Consider the following 21,896-nt stretch of genomic DNA (forward strand, 5'->3'; position numbering starts at 1 on the left):
CGTTGACCACAGCCGAAATGCAGAAACTGCGAACGCTGGCTCTTCTATATGCCCCCACCCGGAGCCAACCGCTCTCGAAACACCGCCCGCGACCAAACCGTGATAGATCCCAACTCTCGGGAGACTCTCAGGGGCTTTGCCCCCGAACCCCCTGAAGATCTCGGGGGCTGCGCCCCGGAACCCCCCTCGAGATTTCACCGGCTGCACCCCCAAACCTCCTCGAGATTTCACCAGCTGCGCGCCCGAACCCGTCCCCGTTCAAATGCAATGGCCGCCGCTCGGTTTCGGGCGGCGGCCATTGTCTGTTCCTGCGGCGTCAGCCGATATTCGCGGACATGTCCGGGATCATGCGGTAGGCGTCGTTGGCCCAGTTGGTCCAGGCGTGGAGGCCGTCGGCGGGGAAGTCCCAGACGACGTTCTGGGCGCCGAGGGTGAGCATGCGGACCTGGAAGGCGCGGGAGTTGGCCAGGGCCAAGGCTTCCAGGGGGGCGCCGCGGATGAGGCGGTCGGCGGCCATGCCGATCGGGATGTTCAGGTCGTCGGGCATGGGGGCGCCGCTGCCCGCGGAGACCCAGACGCGGGTGTTGTTGGCGATCAGGGTCGGCGCGAAGACGAAGGGGTCCATGCGCAGCCAGGTCGGTCCCCAAGGCAGGGCCATGCAGTCCACGTTGTAGCCGCCCGCGTCGAGCATGGCCAGCCGGATGGCCTCGCGCATGCCCGGGGCCGAAATGTTCAGATAGCCGGAGTAGGAACCGGCGTAGCTGAAGAAGTCGGGGTGGTAGGCGGCCAGGGTGAGCGCGGCGCTGCCGCCCATGGACAGGCCGAAGACGCCATTGCGATTCGGGTTGAAGCCCAGGCGATTCGCCAGTTCCCAGCGCAGGTGGTTGGTGATGAAGTCCTCCCACGCGTAGCGGTAGCTCTTGCCCGGCCCGGCCCCCAGCGCCTCGGTCGCGCCCGAACCGGTGCCGTAGGCGGAGGATCCGGTGCCCGGCGTCAGGCCGAAGAAGGAGCTGGGCGCGTCCCAGTCGGCGTAGAAGCTGGACGGGCCGCCGATCGGCATCACCACATTGATGTTCCAGTCCGCCAGCACCTGCGGCACATTGGTGTTGATCTCCCAGCCGGACAGGTCCTCCTGCGCGCGCATGCCGTCCAGGACATAGGCCACCCGCTGCGTATTGCCGTCGCGCGCACGCAGAATGCGAGTCTTGATCGGACCCATGACCGGGGAGTCGACCCAGAAGTCGAAGATGGCGGGATCGAAGGCCGCGGCCGCCGGTGGCGCTTCGATCACCGCCACCCCGACTGGCATCAGGAGGGCGGCAGCGGCGACGCCCAAGACCTTTCGTGTGAAGCCTCGCACCCGCATCGACCCAGCCCTTCTCGGTTTGAGCAGAACATTGATCACCACGCAGAACTGATCTTCGCTACGGAAGAAGTATCGGATGACCAACTGGGCGTGTCCGGTGCTCTCCGCGCGGCGAGTCGCGAAACGATCTTCACTCGGGCACGAAAAAGCCCCCGCCCGAGTGGGCGGGGGCCTCGTCGAGGGTCGCTGTTACCCGATGTTGTTGGAGAGGTCGGGCAGCATCCGGTAGACCTCGGCGTTCCAGTTGTTCCAGTTGTGGACACCGGTGGCCGGGAAGTCGTAGGTCACGTTGTTCGCGCCCAGCGACATCATGCGGGCCTGGAACGCGCGGGTGTTCACCAGCGCGAGGGCCTCCAGCGGCACACCCTGGATCACCGGCATGATGCCGGTGACGTCACCCGCGGCCGGAATGGCGCTGGCCGCGGAGATCCACAGGCGGGTGTTGGCGTCGCGCAGGCGCGGGGCGAACACGAACGGATCCATGTGCAGCCACTGCGGCCCCCACGGCGGGGCCATCGAGTCGACGTTGTAGCCGCCCGCGTCGATCATGGCCAGGCGGATGGCCTCGCGCATGCCGGGGGCGGAGATGTTCAGGTAGCCGGAGAACGAGCCCGCGAAGCTGAACTGATCCGGGTGGTAGGCGGCCAGGGTCAGCGCGCCGGAACCACCCATGGACAGACCGAAGATGCCATTGCGGGTGCGGCTGAAGCCGAGTCGGCTCTGCAGGGCGCTGGGCAGGTCCTGGGACAGGAAGGTCTCCCAGGTGTAGCGGTAGCTCTTGCCGGGACCGCCGCCGAGCAGCTGGAAGGCGCCCGAGCCCGACGAGGAGCCCGACGCCGAACCCGAGGAGGACAGCGAGGACGAGCCGGAGGAGGAGCCGCCGTCACCGACGCCGAGGACGCTGCTGGGCGCGTTCCAGTCGGCGTAGAAGCTGGACTGGCCGCCGATCGGCATGACGACATTGATGTTCGCGGCGGTCAGCGCGTGGGTGATGTCGGTGTTGATCTCCCAGCCGGACAGGTCCTGCTGGGCGCGCATGCCGTCGAGCACGTACACGACACGGCTGGTGTTGCCGTCGGCCGCGCGGAACACGCGGGACTTGACCGGGCCCATCGACGCCGAGTCGACGTAGAAATCGAAACCGCTGGGATCGAGTGCCGCGCTCGCCGTACCGGCTTCCACCACCGACACCCCGAACGGCAGTGCTACCGCCAGAGCAAGTCCGACCACGGAGTTCTTGAGCCAACCGCGGGATCTCTGACGTCTATCGCCTCGCATTGATGTGTCCGGCCTTTCCTGTCGTTCGGTCTCACCGTGTGCTCGTGACCACGGCAGAGGTCTCGGGGACCCTATCGCGTGAGTGGTAACGGAGCGTTATCGGAACGTGACAAAAGTGACCAGCGCCACGGTTTGCCAGGAATGTGGCGCAGACCAGTGCCTGATTGCGACTCGAGAGGTGATTTACGCCCCTTCAGACCCATATCCATCCGCTATTACTCCACGCAGTTGCGCTCAGCCGATGTTCTTGGACAGATCCGGGAGCATGCGGTTCAGCTCGCCCTCCCAGTTGGGCCAGTTGTGCACGCCGATGGCCGGGTAGTCGGTGACGAGATTGCCGCCGCCGAGCGCCGACCAGCGCGCCTGGAACGCCTTGGTGCCGACCAGCGCCACCGCCTCGATGCCCATGGCCTGGACCACCGTGGTGTTGATGTCGGCGAGCGAGGCGGGCAGGCCGCTGCCCGCCGAGAGGAACAGGTGGGTGCCGTTGGCCTTCAGCTTGGGCGCGAACTGGAAGGGATCCAGGTGCTGCCACTTCATGTCCTTGGGCCCCGCCAGCGCGTCCACGTTGTAGCCGCCCGCGTCGACCATGGCCACCCGAATGGCGTCGCGCATGCCCGGCAGCGACAGGTCCAACGCGCCGGACATCGAACCGGCGTAAGAGAATTGGTTCGGGTGGAAGGCCGCCAGCATGAGCGCCGAGCCGCCGCTCATGGACAGACCGAAGATGCCGTTGCGAGACGCGCTGAAGCCCAGGCGATCTCGCAGCGCGTTGGGCAGGTCCGAGGAGAGGTAGGTCTCCCACTTGTAGGTGTACGACTTGCCGGGACCGCCGGAAAGCACCTGGGTGACACCGGATCCGGACTGCTGCGAGGCGGTGCCCGCGGGCAGGCCGAGGAAGGTGCTGGGCGCGTTCCAGTCGGCGTACCAGCTGGACTGACCGCCGATCGGCATGACCACATTGATATTGGCGGCGGTCAGGGCGTGGGCGACATCGGTATTGATCTCCCAGCCGTTGAGGTCGTCGCGGGCGCGCTCGCCGTCGAGGGCGTAGACCACGCGGGCGGTATTGCCGTCGGCGGCGCGGAAGACGCGATTCTTGATCGGACCCATGGAGGAGTCGACGTAGAAGTCCATGCCGTCCGGGCTGTAGGCGGCCTGCGCGGGAGCGGCCCCGAGGACCGACACCCCCAGCGGAACCATGGTCGCCAATGCCAAGCCCAGCACGGACTTTCGCAACCAGCTTCGTGCCCCACCCTGAACCGTCACGCCCCGCATATTCGGCCTTCCGTCCGTGCGCCCCGGGCCTCCCTGTCCACCCGCCCGGGTTCGTATTGCGACAACCGTTGCGGCGCAGGTGGTTTCCGGCTGGCAACGGGAGTACTCGCGGAGCTTATCGCGAAATCAGCGCCGGGGTGTTACCAAATCGAGACAGCTTCCCATATCTCGCGTCCCTACCGTGACCAATCGGTCAAAACCCCTTTCCGACAAGAGAAAACCCCGCATCCGGTATGGATGCGGGGTCTGCTCGGAGTGCTTACTTCGGCGGTGCGGGAGCCGCGGGCGGCGGCTGCGTCGGATCGACCAACCCGCACCGCTGGATCTCGTACTTGGGCACCCGGTCGATGCGGTACTTGGCGAAGTCCAAGGCCTGCTGCAGGTTGTGCCGCCAGCGGTCGAAGGTCAGCGGCGCGCGTGAGGAGGCCAGCAGGGCCTGGGTGTCCGGGCAGGACAGGGCCGTTCGCGCCTGGGTCACCCACTTCTCGTCCAGAAACGACGGCATCCACGGGTGCTTGTCGACCATGCCGGTATCCACGACGACCCAGTCGGGGTAGAGCGCCTTGTCGTGTCCGATGCGGCCATCGGTCAACCGGTCGGTATGCGCGGCAAGCGGATACGCCAGGCCCATCTGATCGAGCACGCGCACGTCCAGCGGAACGTTCATGCTGGTCATGCCGAGATTCAGGAAGAACACGACATGTTCGGGCTTGCCGTCGCTGCCCGGCTCGGGAATCGGGGCCGGATCGAGATACCAGTTCATGAACGACGGCGAGACGATCAACAGCGCACCGTCCGGCGAGTTGTTGATATCGCGGACCATGGCCCGCATCCACGGATAGTCCAGATAGTCGCTGGCCAGGATCGGGTGATCGTGGCCGGTGCGCAGGACGTAGTAGATGCGCTCGTCCACAATGCCGTTGGCGCGGATGGTGGTGCCGGTCTTGATCGCGGTGGTGTTGGCCGCGAACAGTGCCCAACCCGCCGTGCCCACGAACGCCGCCAGGATAAAGACGAACGCCCAGTCCAGTCGGCGCGCACCGGAGGCGGCCGCGCTGGGCAGTCGAATCGGCAGCACCGACACCGGCAGCAGCAACAGGAACAGCTGCGGCAGCAGCATGCGGCCGTGCATGAAGTCACCGCCGACGCGCAGCTCGTACACGACGAGCAGCACACCGCTGCCGAGCATGAGGGTCACCACCGCGGCCGGGGTGCGCAGCCATTCGCTGAAGGCCCGAATCCGGCCGCGCCATCCCGACTTTCGGGACTCCTCGGCAACCGCGTGGCCACCCTCGGCGCGGTGCTGGCGCATCAGCACGAGTCCGGCGGCCAGCAGGAGCAGCAGCGGCAGCCACAGCCAGTACGGGCCGACCAGATCCCAGAGGTAGGTGAAGCCGTGCGACCACTTGGCGCCACCGGCGTCCTTGGCCACGGCGGTATTCGGATAGGGCAGGCCGTAGTAGCCCATCCGCCAGATCTGGTAACCGACCGGCACCAGTCCGGCGATCACCACCACCAGGGTGCGGAACAGCCAGGGGCGCAGGCGCGTCGCGGGGACGGGTGCGCAGAACAGCATGAGCAGGGCCAGCGCGCCCACGACCGACATCTCCGGCCGGATCAACGGCGCCAGCCCGGCCCAGAACACCAGGCCGAAAAAGTTTGCCGGGCGCACCTTTTCGGCCTGCGACCAGCGCATCAGCCACCACCACAGGATCGCCAGCCAGAAGATGACCAGGCAGTTCTCCAGTCCGGAGGTGGCGTAGTCGCGCGCCGGGGGCAGCGCGATGTAGACCAGGGCGCCCGCGGGCACCAGCAGCGCGGACGACGTTCCGCCCCACAGTCGGGCCGCACCCAGCATGGCGAAGACGATGGCCAGCACCGACATGCTCAGCGCGATGCCGAGCACCACGTACTCCAGCCGGGCCTGGGTCAGCCAGCTGAAGAACCAGACCACATAGGTCCAGGCCGCGCTGGTATTGGTTTCGACCCGTTCGCCCGCGTTGAAGACCGGCCCGTTGCCCGCCAGCAGGTTTCGCACCGTGCGCAGGACGATCAGACCGTCGTCGGCGATCCAGCGGCGCTGCCACGCACCGGCCGCGAACAGCGTCGCGGTCAGCGCGATCCCACCGATGAACGTGGCGCGGGATAGTCGCGAGAAGCGGCCGACGGTCGCGTCGGCACGCCGACGGGCGCGACCGACCGGCAATTGTGCCGTCGGCGCGCCCTCTTCTCGCTCTTCTCCCTCTACCACGTCAGGTGAGATAGACAGCGACACCTACCGCTCCGATCAAGGCGATTGCGAGGAACTGGAGGACCCGGTCCCCCAGGGCGATCTCTTCGGGTTCACCCGCTTCGCCGCGGTCGACATCCACCGCGTACCGCATGATGGCGATGACGAAGGGGATCATCGAGATGGCGAACCAGATGGTGTCCTTGGCGCGATCCTGCTCGAACGCCCACAGACCGTAGAACACGACGACCGCGGTGGCCGACAGGGTCCACACGAAACGCAGGTAGGTCGGCGTGTAGTACTCCAGCGACTTGCGGATCTTGGCACCGGTGTCGAGCGCGATCTTCAACTCCGCGTAGCGCTTTCCGGTCACCATGAACAGCGAGCCGAAGGCCATGATCAGCAGGAACCACTGCGACAGACGGATATCCGAGGCGACGCCACCGGCGACCGCGCGCAGCAGGAAGCCCGAGGACACGATGCAGATGTCCAGCACCGCCTGGTGCTTGACGCCGAAGCAGTACGCCAGCTGGATACCGATGTAGACCGCCATCACCACGGCCAGATGCCAATTCGCGGTGAAGGACAGCAGGATCGAGCCGAGCAGCAGCACCACCGACAGGCCGTAGGCCAGGTTCACCGGCACCACACCGGCGGCGATGGGGCGGAAGCGCTTGGTCGGATGGGCGCGGTCGGCCTCGACATCGAGCGCGTCGTTGACCAGGTAGATGCCGGAGGCGGCCATGCAGAAGACCACGAAGGCGATGGCGACATGGCCGAGGACCGACCAGTCTGTAGCCACCAGGTCACCGGCCGCCGTCTTGCCCGCGGCCAACGGCGCGGCCAGCACCAGCACGTTCTTCACCCACTGGCGCGGGCGCATGGCCTTGATCAGGCCGCCGCCCAACGTCTTCGGCGGTCCCTTGATGACCGCCTCTGCTAGGTCGGTGCTGGTGGGCTCTTCGCTCATGTCAACGATGGCTCTTTCCTGGGCGGTCATTTCGCGAGTCTCTTTTCGGCGGCGAGCACGGCGGCGGCGGATGCTGCGCCGAGCGCCGAACCCGCGAGCACGTCGGAAGGGTAATGCACGCCGAGGACGACCCGGGAGAGCAGCATCGGCGGGACGAGCACCGCAGGCAAGGGTAGCCCGGTGAGTCGGCCGAGCAACACAGCCGCCGCCGTGGTCGAGGTCGCGTGCGAGGAGGGGAAACTCAGCTTCGACGGCGTCGACACGTTGACCTGCACCGACGGGTCGTGCGGGCGCTTGCGACGCACGACGCGCTTGATCACGACACTCGCGGCGTGCGCGCCGAACGCGCCGACGGCCACGCCCGCCCACTCGCGGCGGCGCGGCTTGTCCACCAGCGCGCCGACCGCGGCGATGCCCAGCCAGCCGAGCGAGTGCTCACCGAAATGCGACATGCCGCGCGCGGCCTTGATGACGGCCGGGCTCTGGCCGATAGTGCCCTGCACCAGGTTGATGATCTTGACCTCGGCCGGGGACGCGACCGGGCCCGCGGGGGCCTGGTCGGCGTCCGGGACCACGTGCAATCCGCGGTCGGGGCCGGAAGCGGGCTGTGCAGCCGTCATTTGGGCTCGTTCCTTGATTCAGTATCGATACCGAAGACGTTCTCCCACGCGGCCTTGCTGGTGAGGTGCGAGTGCGCGCGACGGTACTGCTCGCGCACCTCCGGGAAGCGCTCGGCCAGCTCCTTGCGCAGGCGCATCGCTTCCTTGAACAGCTCCATGGCCTTTCGCGGATCCCGCTTACGGTAGACGACGCCGCGGCCGTCGGCGGTGGTAACGGTGACGCCGTCGACCTGCGAGAGCAGGAACCAGCGCGCGTCCAGCGTCGGCACGTTCAGCTGCGGGGTCTCGTGGTGCTTCGGATTGGCCTTGCGGAAGTTGTGCAGCACGCCCTTGCCCAGGCGCGCCACCTTCGCGATCGGGTTGCCCGGTTCGCCGACCGCGCCCACCTCGGCGTGCGAGGCCAGCGGCAGTTCGGTGGAGGACGGCAGGATCACCGCGTCCGGGTACTCCTTGCGCATGGCGTGCACCTTGCCCAGCGCGGTGGGGAGCAGTTCGAACAGCTTCTCCGGACCCGCCAGGTAGTCGCGAATCGCCTCGTTCTGAATGGCGACCGTCGAATACTCCAGGCACAGCAGGTGTTTCAGCGTGGCCTTGATGGTGTTGACGACCATCGGGCGGCCGTCGTTGGGGAGATGCAGGGAGGCGACCACCAGGCGGTTGCGCAGGTGGAAGTAGGCCTGCCAGTCGATGGCGTCGTCCTTGTCGGACCAGGCCATGTGCCACACGGCCGCACCGGGGAGAGTGACGGTCGGGTAGCCGTGTTCCCTTGCGCGCAAACCGTATTCGGCGTCGTCCCACTTGAGGAACAGCGGCAGCGGCTGGCCGATCTCCTCGGCGACCTGACGCGGGATGACGCAGGTCCACCAGCCGTTGAAGTCGACGTCGATGCGGCGGTGCAACAGCTTGGAGTTGTCGCGGTCGCGCAGCGGGTTCTTCGCGAAGTCGTGGTCGTACTCGACATTCGGGGCCGCGGTCCACATGAAGATGGAGCGGTCCACCACCTCGCCCATGACATGCAGGTGCGAGCGCTCCTGCAGGTTGAGCATCTGGCCGCCGGTCAGGATGGGCGACTTGGCGAAACGCGAGAACGCCAGCGCGCGCAGAATGCAGTCCGGCTCGATCTCGATGTCGTCGTCCATGTAGACGATGTACTCGGCGTCGGTGGTCTTGAGCGCCTCGTACATGACCCGGCTGTACCCGCCGGAGCCGCCGAGATTCGGCTGGTTGTGAATGGCCAGGCGACCACCCAGGCGTGCCGCGGCCTCGGTGAAGCCGGGCTCGTCCACGACCTTCTTGGTGCCCTGGTCGGGAATGATGACGGCCTTGATCTTCTCCAGCACCAGCGGATCCGAGCCCAGGGCGGTCAGCGTCTTCACCGCGTCGGTGGGGCGGTTGAAGGTCGGCATACCCACCGCGATGCTGCCCTCACCCGGGGCCTCGATGGGCGCGTACCAACCGCCGCTGCGCATTTCGACGTGGCTGTCGGTGGTGATGTCGAACCAGATCCAGCCGCCGTCCTCGAACGGGCCCAGATCCACCTCGAACTCGACGAAATCCGCGGCCGCCGCGCCGTCGCCCGGGGTGCTGAACTCGTCGCCCTGCACGTGGATGCGCGAGCCGTCCGCCTTGGAACGGTAGACGTCCACGCGGCCGTGGCCGGACAGTTCGAGCCGCAGCACCACCGACTTCAGCACGCTCCAGCGCCGCCAGTAGCTGGCCGGGACCGCGTTGAAGTAGGTGCAGAAGGAGACCTCGGACTCCGCGCCGATGGCCAGCGCGGTGCGCGTGATGGCATGCGCGCGACGGGCATTGGTCTCGGATTCCTCGAGGTACAGCTTGCGGACGTCGAGCGGCTCACCCGGCCGGGGCAGGATGATGCGCTGGAGCAGGGATACGGCGCGAGTCTCGGTGCTCATGTCTTCCCGAGTGAGTTGGGCGGTCATTCGGCGGTGTCCACCAGCGGCGCACCGGATTCCAGGTGCGGGCGCAGCACATTGTCGAACATGCTGAGCGCCGCGCCGATGGCCATGTGCATGTCCAGGTACTGGTAGGTGCCCAGGCGGCCACCGAAAAGCACCTTGGCCGAAGCGGTTTCGGCCTTGGCGCGCTCGCGGTAGGCGAGTAGCTTGGCGCGGTCGTCCGGGGTGTTGATCGGGTAGTACGGTTCGTCGCCGGTCTGGGCGAAGCGCGAGAACTCGCGCATGATGACCGTCTTGTCGGTCGGGTAGTCACGCTCGGGGTGGAAGTGGCGCGGCTCGATGATGCGGGTGAACGGGACGTCGCCGTCGTTGTAGTTCATCACCGAGGTGCCTTGGAAGTCACCGGTTTCGAGCACTTCGGTCTCGAAATCGATGGTGCGCCAGCCGAGTTCGCCCTCGCTGTAGTCGAAGTAGTGGTCCAGCGGGCCGGTGTAGACGACCGGGGCGTCCGGGTTCTGGGCGCGGATCTCGTCGCGCACCTCGAACCAGTCGGTGTTCAACCGCACCTCGATATTGGGGCTCTCCGCCATCTTCGACAGCCAGGCGGTGTAGCCGTTCTTGGGCAGACCCTCGTAGGTGTCGTTGAAGTAGCGGTTGTCGAAGGTGTAGCGGACCGGCAGTCGCGTGATGATGCTGGCGGGCAGGTCCTTGGGATCGGTCTGCCACTGCTTGGCCGTGTAGTCGCGGATGAACGCCTCGTAGAGCGGGCGGCCGATCAGCGAGATGCCCTTCTCCTCGAGGTTGGTCACGTCCTTGCTGTCGATCTCCGCCGCCTGCTCGGCGATGAGCGCGCGCGCCTCGTCCGGGGTGAAGTAGCGGCCGAAGAACTGGGACAGCAGACCCAGGCCCATCGGGAACTGGTAGGCCTGGCCCTTGTGCATGGCGAAGACGCGATGCTGATAGTTCGTGAACTCGGTGAATTCGTTGACGTAGTCCCACACGCGCTTGTTCGAGGTGTGGAACAGGTGGGCACCGTACTTGTGGATTTCGATGCCGGTTTCCGGATCCGCCTCCGAGTAGGCGTTGCCGCCCAGGTGATAGCGACGTTCGACCACCAACACCCGCTTGCCCAGCAGGTTGGCGGTGCGTTCTGCGACGGTCAGCCCGAAGAAGCCGGAGCCGACAACAATGAGATCGAAGGGGGATGCGACGGTCACGGGAGCCCAGACTACCGGCACCACCCGTGAGCGCGCGTGGGCTCCGTCGGGGTGGGTTGGCAGGCTTCGCGGCGGGTGCCGCCGAGGCTTTGCCGGGACCGGCGGCCAACTCCGCGAGGGTAGGCCGCGCAGTGACCCGCGTCATCCCGGTGAATGGGATTGGTCGCAAGTTTTTTGCGCAAAGTTCACGAAATCGCAGACAGCTCGGTCATGAGAGCTGTATTACATATCCACTCGAACTGAACGTACGACCAGTTTTTGCCGTGGGTTAACCGCGGCCGTGCCACCCGCTCGACCCGGAAGACCCCTCACCCATGCGCTTCACACGCTTCGCCCCCTTGGTGGGCGCGCTCTCGATCACCGCCGTGCTCGGCACGGCCGCCCTGGTACCCGGCGCGGCCACCGCCCGCGCCGACGAGGGCGACACCCTGGCCGCCGCCGAGATCGCCGACGCGGGCGAGGTCTGCGGCAAGCCCGGGCAGGCCACCTTCGACGACATCATCACCGCGGCCGCCAGCGCCATTCGCACGGTCGTCCCGGCCGGGCAGCAGGCCGCCTACGACCAGTCCGTCAACGACTTCCGGCAGAACATCGCCTCGGTCCACGTGCATCGACAGGGCTTCCTGCCGCTGAGCCCGGACGAGGTCAACGACCGCACCCAGTTCCTCGACGATCCGATCGTCACCTACATCGTCAACAACCTCGATGCCATCCACACCGGGCAGGTGCACCGGGCCATCGCGCTCTCGCAGCTGAAGGTGCGCGATGTGGTCGAGGTGTTCATCCTGGCCACCCGCATCGTGAAGATCCCGGCGCAGTTCGCCGCCAGCCTGGTGCCGACCGTCGGCTTCGTGCTCAAGCCCATCGTGGGCGCGCTGTTCAATGGCGTGAAATCGCTGGCGCGCGCGGTGCAGTCGCAGCTGTCGGTGGGCTGCGGCGCGAACGGCGTCTACCAGAAGCTGCAGTTGGATCTGCCCGACGAGCACGTCGACATCCCGCAGCCCCTCATCGATCTGGCCAACCAGGTGATGAAGGCCGACGGCGCGTGCACCCCGATCGCCGAACTGAAGACCGCCGATCTGGTCGAGCGCACCCGCAACTTCCTGACCACCGCGTCGCTGCCGGTCGACCCGAACGCGGTCAACGCCAATGCCGATGCCCTGCAGGCGTTCCTGCGTGACAACCGGGTCGCCGACGTCATGATGCTGCGCCGCACCGAACAGCTCGGCCCGATCGTCGACGCCCTCGACTACGGCCCGCTCACCTTCCTGGCCAACCTCGGCTTCGACATCTACGAGGGCCGCGCGCTCAATACCGTCGCGCTGGCGGATGTGAAGGTGGAGAACATCTTCGCCCTCATCACCGTCGCCCTGGACACCACGAGCCTGCTGCTCACGATCGGCAATACCATCGCGGGCTTCACCGGCGTGGCCTCCACCATCACCACTCCCATGGGCATTGCCGAGACCATCGCCTTCGCCCCCGCCACCTACGGTGCGCCGATCCTGCGCGGCGTCATGCAATCCATGTGCGCCGCCTGATTCGCCACCGCCGCCTGATTCGCCACCGACCGGCCACACGACCGCAGCCCCTTCCGGCAATGACCGGAAGGGGCTGCGGCGGTGCGGTTTCGGCTACAGCTTGGCCGCGGTGTAGGCGCGGATCGCGTCGCGGACGTATTCGGCGGTGCCTGCGCCGTGCACGTCGTAGTTCTTCGCGAACCGCGGGTCGGCCACGTACATCTCGCCCAGGTTGTTGAAGTACTGGGCGCTGATCGGGCCACCGGTGGGGGTGGCGCCGAGCCAGTCGTAGTGGCGTTGGACGATGGCCTGCACCTCGTCGCTGTCGACCGGGAGCCCGGCCGCGTGGGCGCGGCCGTAGTCGGCGGCGATATCGAGGTGTGCCTGCTGGAACGCCTTCTTCTCGGCGTCGGTCTTGGACTTCCACCAGTTGTCACCGCTCTGCCAGGCGTCCTTGCCCCAGCGTTCGATGACCTCGTCCTTGTACTGCGTGTGGTCGAATCCGTCGAATACTTCATCTGCCATCAGTTGTTCACCTGCTTCCGTCTTGCGCAATGTGGTTTGCACCGAGGCGATTTGGCGCGCGATCCGGTCCTGCTCGTTTTTCAGCAATTCCAGATGCGTGCGCAAGGCGGCGGCGGTGTCCTTTTGCCCGGCGAGGACTTCGGCGATGGCCGGGAGGCCGAGGCCGAGTTCTCGGAGCAAAAGGATGCGCTGCAACCGCACGAGGGATTCCTGGTCGTAATAGCGATAGCCATTGGATCCGATCCGGGTGGGCGGCAGTAACCCGAGGTCACCGTAATGCCGCAGCGTGCGGCTGGTGGTGCGGGCCACCTTCGCCAATTCCTGGATCGACCATTCGGCAGTCACGTTCCGGCCTTTCCTGTCCTCGCGTTCTCCTCGACGAATTCAGGATGCAAGTTGACGCAGCGTCAAGGTCAAGGATTAATTTACGCGCCGTCGGTGCACTCGGTGTAGCGGATGTGCACGGACTGCTTCGGCGCGGCCGAGCTGCCGAACATGGGCGTCGGCGACGGCATCCAGTTGGTGAGCCGGTTCATGGCGTCCTGCTCGGCCTCGGCGCGATTGCGGCCCGCACCGCCGTAGTAGTAGGTGTGATCGGCGCTTTCGGCGATCGAGCCGCAGCCGTCACGGAACTGCACCATGACCTTGCAGCCGCGGTGGCCGCACTGGCCCAGCGCGTCGGCGTCGGAGGAACCCCAGTCCGGGTAGTTCCAGGCGGCGCCGTAGAAGGTGCCGCCGTCGGTGCTCAGCGCGAGCGAGCCGTACAACGAACCGTCCGGTCCACGCTCGGCGCTCGCGGTGCCCGCCCCCAGCGACGAAACCAGCACCGCGGCAGCGGAAACGAACATGGTCAGGGCGAGTTTGCCCGAGAAAGCCATTCGAAATTCTCCCCAATTGGAAGCGGCCCGTCAGAAAGGCCACCCCGTTGCTCTCGTGGTGCGATCACCACTGTCCGGAGTTCTATCACGGGGCACCGACAGCGCCAAGTCCGTTTTGGTCACGCGGAACCGACTGGCGGGCAAAGTCTTCGGAATAGGTCGTCGTATCGGTCACCCGGGATGCGACTTGCTTCCGGGAGGAGGGCGTGACATGCTCCGCGTGCGCGCTGCCGGACTCCCGATTTCCGCGCGCGCAGGATTCGATTTTCGGGGGATGAGGAAAACCCAATGTCTTCTGCGGGCCGCGCCCGAGTTCTGCGTTGGGCGGCCATCGCCGCCACCGCTGTCAGCTCCACCCTCCTGTTCGCCGGGCCCGCGGACGCGGCCGCGCCGGTGGTGCTCGGCGGTGGATCCGGCGTGTACGTGGAGGATTTCACCTCCACCGATACGGTCAGCGACTGCACGCTGACGGCCGTCGGCTACGACAACAAGAACCAGCTCGTCGGTCTGACCGCGGGCCACTGCGGTGAGGTCGGCGCGCGCGTCGCCGCCGAGTACACCCGCAGCGGTGGCATCGGCGTCATCGCCGAGCGCAGCGATCAAATGGATTGGGCCGTCATCGTGTTCAATCCGGAGAAGGTGAACGCGACCCGTCAGGTCGCGCAGTCGGTGATCAACTCGGTCGGCGCGCCGCCGCAGATCGGCGAGAACGTCTGCAAGAACGGCCGCACCACCGGCTTCACCTGCGGTCCGGTCTGGGAGACCAAGGCCCTGACCTTCCGTAGCCAGGTGTGTGCCAACCACGGTGACTCGGGTGCGCCGGTGCTGCGCGGGGATCAGCTGGTCGGAATGGTCGTGGCGGGCACCGACTTCAAGGCCGGGCCGATCGATGTCGAGCTGCCGCTGTGCGAGGGTGGCGGAAATCTGATCCACGAGCCGGAGTTGTCGACCAATATCACCGCGGTGCTGGCCGATATCGACCGCCACGGCGGGGCGGGCGCGGGCTTCCACATCGCTTGATGTGATGCACGGCGAACGGGGCGTGACCGGATTCGGTCACGCCCCGTTTTCGCGTGTCGAGGTGTTCGGCCGTGTGCGGCAGTGCTTTTCAGTAACCGACCGTGAATCGGGTGCGGCGGTGGCGCGGCTGTTCGATCTCGTCGAGCAGCGCGATCGCCATGTCCTCCATGGAGATCGCGGAGTCGCCGTTCTCGTCGACGAGCAGCTCGTCGCGGCCGATCCGGAAGACGCCGGTCCGCTCGCCGGGTTCGAACAGGGCGGCCGGACTGATGTAGGTCCAGTCCACCGCGTGTCCGGCGGTACGGAACACCTCGAGCTGACGGTTGCCGCCCTCGGCGATGGGGAGCAGTTCGGCGGGGAAGTCGGGCTGCTCGGTGAGGAGCTTGCCGGTTCCGGCCACGGTGAGGCTGCCCGCGCCACCGATGACCACGAGGCGAATTCCGCTGTCCGCCAAGCCTTCCAGCAGGGCCGCGGCCACCTCGGGGTGTTCGTGCTCGGATCCGGACCGTGGACGGGTCGCGCCGACCACGACATCGCTACCGGCGGCGGCCTTCTCGACATCGCGGGGGTCGGCGGCATTGCCGACCCATACCTCGGCCTGCTCGGGCAGCTGGCGCAGCCGGTCCTCGTGGCGGACGACGGCCCGCACCCGGTGGCCCCGGCTCAGGGCCTCGGCGACGACTCGGCTCCCGGCGTCGCCGCTGGCTCCGAAGACAGTGATCTGCATGGTCTTTCAGCTCCTTGAAGAGAGGTCGCGGATCAGGCCGCGAGGGAGGTCTTGGTGTGCTGAGCCGCGGGCGTGGATTCCACCGCGCGGGGCGCGCTCGCGGTCTGGCCGAGCAGGGTGCCGCCCAGCACGATGACCATGCCCAGGATCTGCAGCAGGGTCAGCGACTGGCCGAGTGTGGCCCAGCCGATGACCGTGGCCGACAGCGGGCTGAGCAGGCCGAGGAACTGCACCGAGGTGGCGCTGGCCTTGGCGATGCCGCGGAACCACAGGGCGTAGGCGACCGCGGTGCCGATGAGTCCGAGGTAGAGGTAGCCGCCGATATTGCGGGCGTCCAGCGCGGGCGGCGCGCCCTCCACGAGGGCGGCGATCGGCAGCAGCATGAGCCCGCCCGCGGTCAGCTGCCAGCCCGTCATGGCCAGCGGCGTGACTCCCTCCGGGCGTCCCCAGCGCTTGGTGAGCACCGTGCCGCTGCCCATGGCGACGGCCGCGACCAGTCCGGCGATCACGCCCAGGGTGTCGAGAACCGCCGTGGCCTTGAGGACCACGAGTGCGACTCCGACCACGCCGATCAGACCCGCGGCGATCTTGCGGCCGGTGAGCCGTTCGATTCCGGCGAGTGCGGCGAAGCCGACCGCGAAAAGCGGTGCGGCCGAGGTGAGTACGGCCGCCACCCCGCCCGGCAGCCGGTAGGCGGCGACGAACAGCAGGGCCGTGAAGATTCCGATGTTCAGCACGCCCAGCACGAGCGCCCGCGAAATCCATTGGCCGTGTGGCAGTTTCCGCGTCATGGCCAGCAACAGCAGTCCGGCGGGCAGCACCCGCATGACCGCGGTGAACATGGGCCGTTCAGGAGGCAGGAAGGTAGTGGTGACAGCGTAGGTTGACCCCCACACCAGCGGCGCGAGCCCGGTGAGGGCGAGCGTCCCGGCGAGTCCGGCGGCTCCAGCGCGTGAGGTGGTCATCGGTAGCTCCTCATTGATAATCTCAACGTTGAGATAACACCATCTTAAGTACCTCACCGTCAAGTATCTCAACGTTGAGATTATTCCGAGCAGGAGGAGACCCCGTGCCCGACGCCGTCGACCAGATCACCGCCGCCTGGCGTGAGCAACGCCCCGACGTCGACACCTCCTCCATGGAGATCTTCGGCCGCCTCTCCCGCCTGGGCCGCCTCGTCGACCGCGAACTGACCGACTTCTTCCGAGGTCACGGCCTCGAACGCTGGGAGTTCGACGTGCTGGCCACCCTCCGCCGCTCCGGCAACGAAACCGGCCTCAGCGCAGGCGCTCTCAACAAGGCCGCCATGATCACCTCCGGCGCCATCACCAATCGCATAGACCGCTTGACAGCCAAGGGCTGGGTCGAGCGCGTCCCCGACCCGAACGACCGCCGAGCCATCAAGGTCGTCCTCACCGACTCCGGCCGCACCCTCGTCGACCGCCTCCTCCCCCTCCACGTGGCCAACGAAGAACGCCTCCTCTCCGCCCTCACCCCCACCGACCGCCAAACCCTCATCCCGCTCCTCCGCAAGTTCTCCGAAGCCCTCGGCGACGTCTCGCTGGATTGAGACGCGAAAAAGGCGGCGCTCCACCGGGAGCGCCGCCTTGCTCGAATCCTCAGTGCGTGAACGCGGGCGCGGTCACCTGCGGGGGCATGAAACCCGGCGCGGTCGGCGGGGTTGGGGTCGAGGCGGTGCGGGGCGCCGGGGTGGCCGTGGGGATTGCGGGGTTGAGTGGGGCTTGGGGAGTGGCGGGATTGGGGGCCCAGCGCGAGTCCGAGAGCATCGAGTTGGGGTCGGAGCTGCCGGGACTCGGAAGCGCGGGGAGGGGCGGGAGGGGGATGCCCACTCGGGTTCGGTTGTTGGGGGTGGGGCGGACCTGAGTGGGATTGCCCGGGGTGGTGGGGGTTTCGACGCCTTGGGTGCCGTCCGGGTAGGTCGGGGTGGTGGCGTCGGGGGTCGTGGGATCCGGGATGGCGGGAGCCGTGGGGGCGGATTCCGTTGGGGTGGGCTGGGATTGGGGTGCGGTTTGGAAGGGGAGGTCGGGGAGGTCCGGGGTTGCGGCGGGGAAGTCGGTGATCGCGGGGCCGACTTCCATGGCGGAGGCGGGGGTGGGGAGGCCGCCGTCGGGGGCCGCGGAGTATTCGGCACGGAGGATGTGGTTGTCGCGCACCAGGACTCGGCCCGCGGTGGCCTTTACGGCGGCGGTGGTGCGGGGGTCTTCCTTGTCGGTGCCGAGGTACATCTGGCAGTCGGTGGTGTCGCAGGTTTGGGCGTAGGAGTAGCGCTGTTCGGCCAGGGCGTAGGAGCGGGCGGCGATGGCCTGGGCGCGCAGGGCCTCGGTGCCGCCCTGGTCGGCCCAGCCGGGGACCATTTCGGCGGGGACCACGCCCTTGAGGTAGTCCTCGAGGTCGACGTCGTTGACGGTGCGGGGTGAACCGTTGTCGAGGGCCACGCCCAGGACGCCGCGGTAGGCGTTGCCGCCGCAGATTTCGAGTTGTTCGTTGGCGGGGCGGTCGGTGCCGTCGGCGACGGGGTAGGCCCAGGGGTCGTCGGTGGATCCCTCCCAGAGCTTGTTGCCGTCGCAGCCCTGGGTGATGCTGACGTCCGCGCCGGTGGCGGTGGGCGTCAAATGTGCTGCCTGGCCGGGGATTACGCGGCGACCGGCGACGTAGAAGACGGAGTCGGAGGCGATGTCGAGGGTCTTGTCGTCCTGCTCCATGAGGCGGACGCGGACCGTGGTCGGGCCGATATCGGCGAACTCGGCGCCGGAGTAGTAGTTGGCGAGAATGCGATCGGCGGTCCAGCCTTCGACGGCCTTGTCGAACGCGCCGTTCTGGCTCAGGCCGCGGCCGTGACCGGCATTCGCGGTGAAGTGGAAGGCATTGTCGGGCCAGGCCCAGAGCAGCAGGGCGGTACCGCCGGTGGTGGCCGCGACGAGCAGGGACAGGGTGAGCAGACCGCGCCGTTTTCGGCGCTGGGCTAGGTACCCGTTCGGCATGTCATACCCGTTCTGTCGAGAGCCGAAGCTACATTCGAGTTACCCAAAGCTAAGCCTCAACCATACGTTCAGGGAATGTGACAGTAGGGACTAGTGTGATCCTTGATGCGCCAAGTAGCAAGCATGTGCTCCGGGCGCGGTTAGACGGATTTACCTCGAATGGGAGATGCTCGTGCCGTATCGCAGACCGAAACACGCCATAACGCTCCCGGTTGTCACCGTCCTCGCCCTGGCCGCGCCCGTCGGCATTCTGGCCCTGAGCGATTCCCGAGATGTCCGGGTCGCGGATGAAAGCAATCTGGCAGCTATACCTGCACAAATCGCCGAAGTCGCCCTTTCCTCGGCGCCCGACATCACGCTCCCGCTGCGGGAGCTGACGGGCCTGAATCTGCCCGACCTCCACCTGTCCGATCTGCGGATGCTGCCGCTACCCAGATCGATTCCGATTCCGCCAAATCTCATACCGGGCGTCCAACTACCCAGCGAGATTCCACTACCGCGGCTGAACCCGACGCAGCCCGACGCGAAAGCGCCCGCCACCACCCGGCCCGCGACGCCCGGCGCTCCTCGGCCCGCGACACCCGGCGCGGCTCCCAGCACGACAGCTCCCGTGGCCCCCGCCGCCACTCCGAACGCGGCCCGCCCCGCTACCCCCGGATCTACGCGACCGACCAGTCCGGCCCCCGGAACCCCTGGATTCGTCGCCGAACCCGGCCCGGACGCCGCGCAGTCCCCGGCCGCCCCTGGGAACGAATCTCCGGCTCCCGCAATCGATTCCGGCGTCCCGACCCAGAATGTTGCAGCCCCCGACGCCCAGATCCCGGCGGCCGACAATGCCGAGGCCCCCGGCCCGCACGCCGTACCCGGCCTCGAAGGTGATCTCCGCACCCCCGCCCTGTCCCCCGGCGCGGTGCCCAACGACCTGATCGACAAGGTCGGCGCGCAGGTCAAGGAGCTGACCCGGGACACCCCGTTCAGCATGGTCGCGCTCACCGCGGCGGACCTGGTCGGCACCACCACCAAGATCCGCGCGCAACGTCCCGACGGCACCTGGGGTCCGTGGTACGACGCCGAGACCGAGAACGGCAAGGACCATCCCGTGGCCGGAAAGCGCACGGGCACCGAGCCGATCTACGTCGGCAATACCAAGACGGTGCAGATGCTGGTCACCCGGAAGCCGGTCTCCGCACCCGCCGAACCCAAACCGCTGGACGACACGTCGGCCGATCCGGCGCAGATCAATCTGGAGAAATTGGCCGCGGTGCTGATCGATCCGGGCCGCGGCGGCATCGACCAGAATCTGTCCTCGGTGGCGGCCCCGCTGCCGGGCGGCGGACCCAAGGTGATCACCCGGGCCCAGTGGGGCGCGGACGAATCGCTGCGCTGCGAGGAACCCACCTACGACGACGGTGTTTCGGCGATCACCGTGCACCACACGGCCGGTCGCAATGACTACACCAAGGCCGAGTCGGCGGGCATCGTGCGCGCCATCTACGCCTATCACGCGAAGACGTTGGGCTGGTGCGATATCGGCTACAACGCGCTGGTCGACAAGTACGGGCAGATCTTCGAGGGCCGTTACGGCGGTCTGGATCGCCCGGTCGAGGGTGCGCACGCGGGCGGGTTCAACATCAATACCGCCGGTGTCGCGCTCATGGGCGACTACGAGGACGAGGCCCCGACCGACGTCTCCATCCAGGCGATCGGCAAGTACATCGGCTGGCGCGCCAAGGTGGCCGGTATCGATCCCGAGGGCTCGACCACCATGTACTCCGAGGGCAGCGATTACACGAAATACGCGCTCGGACAGGCGGTCAAGCTGCCGAATATCTTCGCGCACCGCGATGTCGGCAACACCACCTGCCCCGGCGACGCGGCCTATGCGCTGATGGACAAGATCCGTCAGATTGCCGAGGACACCGCCACTGGTACGAATTCGATTGCGCCGCAAACGACTACACCACGTCCGCGGCCCGGCCAGAACGCCGGGAACTCGCAGCCCGCTCCCGCCCCCGCGCCCGACGCGAATCAGTCGAATCAGGCCGATCTGGCCGCCCTGGCGGATCTCACCCAGAAGATCCTGAGCATGCTCGACCGCAGTCCGGTGGCACGGTACTGGAACGAGCAGGGCGGTGCGAACGGCCCACTGGGACAACCGAAAGCGGAGCCGGTCGCCCTGGCCGACGGCGGCCAGTACGGGCAATTCACGAATGGCTACGTGTACTCGACCCCGTCCGGCCAGATCTTCTCGGTGGTGGGCAAGATTCTGGAACGCTTCCTGCAATTGGGCGCGGGCGCAGGCATTTTGGGTCTCCCGTCGAGCAATGAGTACCCGGTCCCCGACGGCGTCCGCACCGATTTCCAGAACGGCGCGCTCATTTTCAACAAGCTGACCGGAATCGTCACCACGGTCCTGAACAACTACGGCGCGGTCCAGGACCCCGTTCCCGCCAAATCCATCCCGGCCGCCACACCCAACTAGCTCAGGACCACCAGCGTTCGAGGGTGCGGGCCACGCCGTCGTCGACATTGGAGGGGGCGACCTCGTCGGCGGCGGCGATGGCCTCGGGGTGGGCGTTGGCCATGGCGACGCCGTGGCCCGCCATGAGGAGCATGGGGACGTCGTTGGGCATGTCGCCGAAGGCGATCAGGGAGCTGTGCTGGACGCCGAGGCGCTGGGCGACCGTGGCCAGGCCGGTGGCCTTGGTGACGCCCGGGGCGGATAGCTCGATGAGGCCGTTGTCGGTCGAGTAGGTCAGATCGGCGCGGCCGGTGAGGTGGGGTTCGAGGACCGCGCGCATGACGGCGCTGGCGGTGCCGGGCAGTCGAACCAGCATCTTGATCGCGGGCGCGGAGATGACCTCGGCGCGCGACACTTGCGTGTCGTCCGGATTCAGCCAAGCGTGCTCGTACTCCGGCGAACTCACGAACTGCGGCGTCGCCGCATCGTGCGCGCTGACCCCGCACCGCTCGGCCGCCAACCCACACCCCGGCAGCAGCCGCTCGGCCAGATCCGCGGCCCAGGTGAGCGTCTCGATATCCAGCGTGCGCGTGTCCAATACCCGATCGGCCGCGCTGTCATAGATCACCGCACCGTTGCCGCACACGCACAGGGGCGCGAACCCGAGCCCATCCACCACCGGATCGATCCACCGCGGCGGCCGACCGGTGGCGAGCACGAACGGCACCCCGTCGGCAATGAGCGCCCCGATCGCCGCCTTGGTCCGCGCGCTCACCCGCTCCTCATGGTCGATGAGCGTGCCATCGACATCGGAGGCAACCATCTTGGGTTTGGGCAGGTGAAAGAGCGTCACCTACTCCATCCTGCCTCGAGCCCCAACCCACG

The 21,896-nt window shown here is 67.3% G+C and carries 18 protein-coding genes; 4 read left to right on the forward strand and 14 right to left on the reverse strand.

The genetic code is table 11. The annotated features are described in order from the left end of the window. Nucleotides 1-316: 316 nt before the first annotated feature. From VMT40_RS05420 to glf, 8 genes are all read right to left on the reverse strand, one after another. Nucleotides 317-1,366 carry an alpha/beta hydrolase gene (locus VMT40_RS05420; protein ID WP_326356824.1) on the reverse strand — a complete coding sequence of 350 codons (1,050 nt, stop codon included), beginning with the start codon at nt 1,364-1,366 and terminating at the stop codon, nt 317-319. Nucleotides 1,367-1,555: 189 nt separating this feature from the next. Continuing rightward, entirely contained in the window at nt 1,556-2,644 is a 1,089-nt protein-coding gene (locus VMT40_RS05425) for an alpha/beta hydrolase (RefSeq protein WP_326356825.1), read from the reverse strand. A gap of 234 nt (nt 2,645-2,878) precedes the next feature. Further along, complete coding sequence (locus VMT40_RS05430) at nt 2,879-3,922, reverse strand: alpha/beta hydrolase (protein ID WP_442789906.1); 1,044 nt, start codon at nt 3,920-3,922, stop codon at nt 2,879-2,881. Nucleotides 3,923-4,181: 259 nt separating this feature from the next. Further along, nucleotides 4,182-6,173, reverse strand: coding sequence for a flagellar motor control protein ZomB (zomB, locus tag VMT40_RS05435; protein WP_442789907.1), 1,992 nt, complete (start codon nt 6,171-6,173; stop codon nt 4,182-4,184). Between the two features lies 1 nt (nt 6,174). Next, entirely contained in the window at nt 6,175-7,122 is a 948-nt protein-coding gene (locus tag VMT40_RS05440) for a decaprenyl-phosphate phosphoribosyltransferase (protein WP_326356827.1), read from the reverse strand. A gap of 26 nt (nt 7,123-7,148) precedes the next feature. Then, nucleotides 7,149-7,742 carry a phosphatase PAP2 family protein gene (locus tag VMT40_RS05445; protein WP_326356828.1) on the reverse strand — a complete coding sequence of 198 codons (594 nt, stop codon included), beginning with the start codon at nt 7,740-7,742 and terminating at the stop codon, nt 7,149-7,151. Beyond that, on the reverse strand, nt 7,739-9,658 hold the full coding sequence (locus VMT40_RS05450; RefSeq protein ID WP_442789908.1) for a glycosyltransferase: 1,920 nt from the start codon (nt 9,656-9,658) through the stop codon (nt 7,739-7,741). The genes VMT40_RS05445 and VMT40_RS05450 overlap by 4 nt, the downstream gene beginning before the upstream one ends. Before the next feature lie 23 nt (nt 9,659-9,681). Beyond that, entirely contained in the window at nt 9,682-10,878 is a 1,197-nt protein-coding gene (gene glf, locus VMT40_RS05455; protein WP_326356830.1) for a UDP-galactopyranose mutase, read from the reverse strand. A gap of 314 nt (nt 10,879-11,192) precedes the next feature. Here glf and VMT40_RS05460 point away from each other — a divergent pair, with 314 nt between their 5' ends. Next, a complete protein-coding gene (locus VMT40_RS05460; protein WP_326356831.1) occupies nt 11,193-12,419 on the forward strand; it encodes a hypothetical protein in 1,227 nt (408 codons plus the stop codon). 93 nt (nt 12,420-12,512) lie between these two features. Here the strand turns inward: VMT40_RS05460 and VMT40_RS05465 are convergent, their stop codons facing one another. Continuing rightward, nucleotides 12,513-13,268: a MerR family transcriptional regulator gene (locus tag VMT40_RS05465; protein ID WP_326356832.1), complete on the reverse strand. Its 756-nt coding sequence runs from the start codon at nt 13,266-13,268 to the stop codon at nt 12,513-12,515. Between the two features lie 80 nt (nt 13,269-13,348). Beyond that, on the reverse strand, nt 13,349-13,801 hold the full coding sequence (locus VMT40_RS05470; RefSeq protein ID WP_326356833.1) for a DUF4189 domain-containing protein: 453 nt from the start codon (nt 13,799-13,801) through the stop codon (nt 13,349-13,351). A gap of 288 nt (nt 13,802-14,089) precedes the next feature. On the opposite strand from VMT40_RS05470, the gene VMT40_RS05475 reads away from it, so the two are divergent. Then, the gene (locus VMT40_RS05475; RefSeq protein ID WP_326356834.1) at nt 14,090-14,821 is read left to right on the forward strand and encodes a S1 family peptidase; all 732 of its coding nucleotides are present in this window, start codon (nt 14,090-14,092) and stop codon (nt 14,819-14,821) included. Between the two features lie 88 nt (nt 14,822-14,909). Here the strand turns inward: VMT40_RS05475 and VMT40_RS05480 are convergent, their stop codons facing one another. Together VMT40_RS05480 and VMT40_RS05485 are read right to left on the reverse strand one after the other, a co-directional pair. After that, entirely contained in the window at nt 14,910-15,548 is a 639-nt protein-coding gene (locus tag VMT40_RS05480) for an NAD(P)-dependent oxidoreductase (protein WP_326356835.1), read from the reverse strand. A 32-nt stretch (nt 15,549-15,580) separates the two neighbouring features. After that, entirely contained in the window at nt 15,581-16,513 is a 933-nt protein-coding gene (locus VMT40_RS05485; protein WP_326356836.1) for an EamA family transporter, read from the reverse strand. Between the two features lie 104 nt (nt 16,514-16,617). On the opposite strand from VMT40_RS05485, the gene VMT40_RS05490 reads away from it, so the two are divergent. Further along, the gene (locus VMT40_RS05490) at nt 16,618-17,118 is read left to right on the forward strand and encodes a MarR family winged helix-turn-helix transcriptional regulator (protein ID WP_326356837.1); all 501 of its coding nucleotides are present in this window, start codon (nt 16,618-16,620) and stop codon (nt 17,116-17,118) included. A gap of 49 nt (nt 17,119-17,167) precedes the next feature. Here the strand turns inward: VMT40_RS05490 and VMT40_RS05495 are convergent, their stop codons facing one another. After that, nucleotides 17,168-18,550: a SpoIID/LytB domain-containing protein gene (locus tag VMT40_RS05495; RefSeq protein ID WP_326356838.1), complete on the reverse strand. Its 1,383-nt coding sequence runs from the start codon at nt 18,548-18,550 to the stop codon at nt 17,168-17,170. 172 nt (nt 18,551-18,722) lie between these two features. Between VMT40_RS05495 and VMT40_RS05500 the strand changes: the two genes are divergently transcribed. Continuing rightward, nucleotides 18,723-21,032 (forward strand): N-acetylmuramoyl-L-alanine amidase, encoded by a 2,310-nt coding sequence (locus tag VMT40_RS05500; RefSeq protein WP_442789909.1) that lies wholly within the window; start codon nt 18,723-18,725, stop codon nt 21,030-21,032. A gap of 1 nt (nt 21,033) precedes the next feature. Here the strand turns inward: VMT40_RS05500 and VMT40_RS05505 are convergent, their stop codons facing one another. Further along, nucleotides 21,034-21,834: an HAD family hydrolase gene (locus tag VMT40_RS05505; protein ID WP_326357208.1), complete on the reverse strand. Its 801-nt coding sequence runs from the start codon at nt 21,832-21,834 to the stop codon at nt 21,034-21,036. Nucleotides 21,835-21,896 lie beyond the last annotated feature (62 nt).

Origin of the sequence: Nocardia sp. CDC160 (assembly GCF_035818795.1) — a bacterium.
Lineage (GTDB): Bacteria > Actinomycetota > Actinomycetes > Mycobacteriales > Mycobacteriaceae > Nocardia.